This window comes from Sulfurovum sp. bin170, from assembly GCF_010892395.1.
Lineage (GTDB): Bacteria > Campylobacterota > Campylobacteria > Campylobacterales > Sulfurovaceae > UBA1140.
Genome location: NZ_JAACKB010000265.1, coordinates 1 through 3,690, shown reverse-complemented (window position 1 = coordinate 3,690; position 3,690 = coordinate 1). Strand labels below are relative to the sequence as shown.

At 32.7% G+C, this 3,690-nt stretch carries 3 protein-coding genes; all 3 read left to right on the top strand.

The window, feature by feature from the left end:
* Positions 1 to 908: glycosyltransferase family 4 protein (locus GSY74_RS06240; protein ID WP_164664241.1), on the top strand; the 908-nt coding region annotated here is incomplete at its 5' end.
* Positions 909 to 965: 57 nt separating this feature from the next.
* The gene (locus GSY74_RS06235) at positions 966 to 1,592 is read left to right on the top strand and encodes a hypothetical protein (protein ID WP_164664240.1); all 627 of its coding nucleotides are present in this window, start codon (positions 966 to 968) and stop codon (positions 1,590 to 1,592) included.
* Positions 1,582 to 3,678, top strand: a complete 2,097-nt coding sequence (locus GSY74_RS06230; protein WP_164664239.1) for a YjbH domain-containing protein — start codon at positions 1,582 to 1,584, stop codon at positions 3,676 to 3,678. The genes GSY74_RS06235 and GSY74_RS06230 overlap by 11 nt, the downstream gene beginning before the upstream one ends.
* Positions 3,679 to 3,690: the final 12 nt, after the last annotated feature.

The following is a 3,690-nucleotide window of genomic DNA, read 5'->3' as shown; positions in this document are numbered from 1 at the left end:
CTGATATTATTTTGCAATATACTATTAAACCTAATTTATATGGAACTTTTGTTGCCACTTTTCTAAAAATACCTGTTATAAATAATATCTCAGGATTGGGGACAGTTTTTTTAAAAGATAAATTTGTCTATAAATTTGCAAGAGTATTATATAAAATTATCTTAAGATTTCCAAAAAAGATTTTTTTTCAAAATCAACATGATTATGATATGTTTGTCGAAAAAAAAATAGTCAAATCTAATTTATGTGATGTAATTCCTGGTTCAGGAATTAATAGTGATAAGTTTAGCCCCCAAAAGAAAAAAGATAGCTCCTCCTTATCTGTTACTTTTTTAATGATTGCTCGACTGATAAAAGATAAAGGGATAATAGAGTATATTGATGCTGTTAAAATACTCAAAAGAAAATATCCAAATACTAAATTTCAATTGATTGGTTCACTCTATCCAGGTAATCCTTCAGCTATATCAAAAGAGATGCTAGATGGGTGGATAGATAGCAACTATATAGAGTATTTGGATTTTTCTGATGATATGGAGCAGATAATCTCAAAAGTTGATTGTGTTACTCTTCCATCTTATCGTGAGGGTTTATCTAGAGTACTTCTTGAATCTGCTAGTATGGCTAAACCTATTGTTACAACTGATGTTGTAGGTTGCAGAGATGTTGTAGAGCATGGTGTTAATGGTTTCCTCTGTGAGGTAAAAAATGCTAATTCTTTAGCTATGGAGATGGAGAAGATTATTCTCATGACTCCACAAGAGAGAACTGAGATGGGAAATAGAGGTAGAGAGAGAGTAATAGGGAAGTTTGATGAGAAGATAGTTATAGAAAAATATCTTAATTCTATCTCTAAAATTTTAAATAAAAAAGTTAAAAAAGAGTTTAAAGTTGGTTATTTTAATTAATTTTTAATCTTTAATATGATATAATCAGTTTAATTTAAATAATAAAAGGTGGGATTTATGTACAGAGTTGTAATCATGATGTTTGCTATGTTTTTAATAATTGGGTGTGGTTCATCTAGTTCTTCAAGTGAGGGGAATTCAGCAAGCAAAGAAAAAATTTTTGATGAAGAAGAGGTTTCTGGTGGAGTAGTTCAAAAAGATTTAAAGATTTCTCTTTATTCAAATGAATCGAAACTACTAACTGCAGTTAGTATAACAGAAGGTACTCAACTTGAAAATAAGAATAGAGAGATTATTAATAATCCTAAGTTAGTTATAACCCATGGAGATAGTATTAAAACTAGAGAAGATAACTCTAGATTAAATGTTGTAAAGAGTGAGATAAAATTTACAGATGGAGATGGGAATAAAGTAACTCTTACTAAGCCTATTACGCTATCAATAAAAGCACCTGTTGGCTCAAAACCTGGAGACAGCGTTTTGGTGGATATCCCTGATGGTACTACAGTTTCTAAAATTCAAAGGCAAGAGAAAGAAACACTTCTATATGTTGACATAAATGGTAAAGTTACAGTTCTTTCTGAAACTAATATAGATCCAGAGATAGATATTACAATAACTATTACAAAGCAGGCAGATGGAAGCACAATAACTACTCAAACTGGTAGCGAAGGTGGTAGTTAATGATAGTAGATATAAGACTTTCAACTTATATCTACTTCTACTATTAATCTCTCCCCTCTATCTATTTGCAGATGATTTTAAAAATCATCTCTCCCTTCAAGGCTATACAGGTCTTATCAATACTCCAAATGCACAAGTTATAGAAGAGGGTAGTGCTGTTTTTCAGTTTAATAATCAATTTGATAACCATCTTAGGTTCTATGAGAATAAAGACTCTACTGCTTCCGAGGAGAGTTATATTTTTGGAATAGGTTTTTTATCATCCTTGGAGATAACAGGACGATTGGTAAATTCAGAAGAGCCTACATTTATTCGTGATCTTTCAGCTAGTATTAAATATAAACTTCCGTACGAACATGAGTATCTACCCAATTTTGCAGTAGGGGCACAGGATATTGGTAGTGCTTCTAGTTATTATAACAACACTTATGCTGTTTTGGATAAGGAGTTTTGGTCATTGCGAACATCCATTGGTTATGGAAAAGCAGGTGATAATAAAAGTGGCAAACGGATGGATGGTGTTTTTGGAGGAGTAGAGTTTCAAGCTACTGATTGGCTCTCTGTTATGGCAGAACATGATGGAGAAGAAAATCATGTAGCGATGCGTCTAGGTATACCCAACTCAATCTTATCTAGTTTTAATATAAACAGTATTATTACTCAAAATTTAACAGAATCAGCAACCAGTTTTGCAGTCAATATTGCTGTTCCACTTTTTGGTAAAGAGAAGATAAAAAGAGCCAAGACAGAGAAAAAACTAGAAAAAGAGCGTATAGATTTTTCAAAAAAAGATAGCATCCAAAAAGTTGAAAGAGCAGAGACCTCTTTATCTCTTAATAATAAAGAGAAAAGAAGCCTCTCCTCACCTCTTGAATTACAGAAAAAACTAGCAGATTTTGGATTTGAAAATGTGAAAGTCGGTAGCTATGGGGACGGAGTTATCTATGTAGAGTGCGAAAATAGCATCTTTGACCATAATGATTTGGATGCTTTGGGATATATTATAGGCTCTATTGTTGATAGTGACTTGGACTATAAGTACTACACAGTTACTCTACTAAAGAGTGGTCTACAGACAGTATCTCTTGGTGGAAGTATTGTTCGTTATCGAAATTATCTCAAAGACCCTACTCCACATCATCTTCTCAGAATTAAAAGTAATCTAGTTGTTACGAGAGATTTTGACAACTCAGAAGTTAAGTTTGTTGGTAAGAAACTTAATAGTAGTCGTTTTAAACCCAAAGTTGAACTCTCACCAGGATTGGTGACTACTGTTGGAACAGAGGTTGGAGTTTTAGACTATCTTGTCTCTCTTCGTGCAAATCTATATACATCACTATATGATGGATTGATAGTATCTGCTATGTATGAGTCACCTATGGTTCACAGTAACGATTTTGATGATGATAAGGTATATGGTCAGATGTATAGTGATAAGCTAGACTCTAGATTGGTCAATGCTGGAGTTCATCAGACTCTACACTATAATAATATTTTAAGCACAACCTCTATTGGTAGGTTCTATACAGACTATATAGGTGTAATGAATCAGACAAACTTAGCCTCTACATCAGGAAATCATGCATTGAGTATGAAATTGGCTTTTTTAGACAACAGAGATAGTATTGAGAGTGATGAGCGTAAGGTATATCTTGGAACATACCGTTATCTATATGAACCATTTGACCTTTTTGGAGAGGTTACTTATGGTCAGTACTGGAATCAAGACAGAGGTTTTACACTTAAATTAAAGAGATTTTTTGATGATACTGAAATATCATTCTACTATACAAAAGCTGAATTTCATCAATATATTGGAGCAAGAGTATCTTTCCCTTTAACATTTAGGAAAATAGCTAAAGCATCAAGTTTTGGGCAAATCAAAGGAAAAAGCGATTTTAACTATGGATTAAGAACCACAATTAGAGAATCAGATGGAAGTAATAGATTAGCTCCCTCTGGTGGAATAGTACCAAAATCAGATTTTGAGCTTGAGAGCTACTATCTAAATAGAGACCGTCTTGGAGCTTCATATATAAAAGAGCATATAGAAAGAATGCGTAAAGCCTATCTGGAGTATAAATAATAAAGAATATAT

Coding starts and splice junctions, on each gene's coding strand:
- GSY74_RS06235 (WP_164664240.1), top strand. CDS start 966: ATGTACAGAGTTGTAATCATGATGTTTGCTATGTTTTTAATAATTGGG.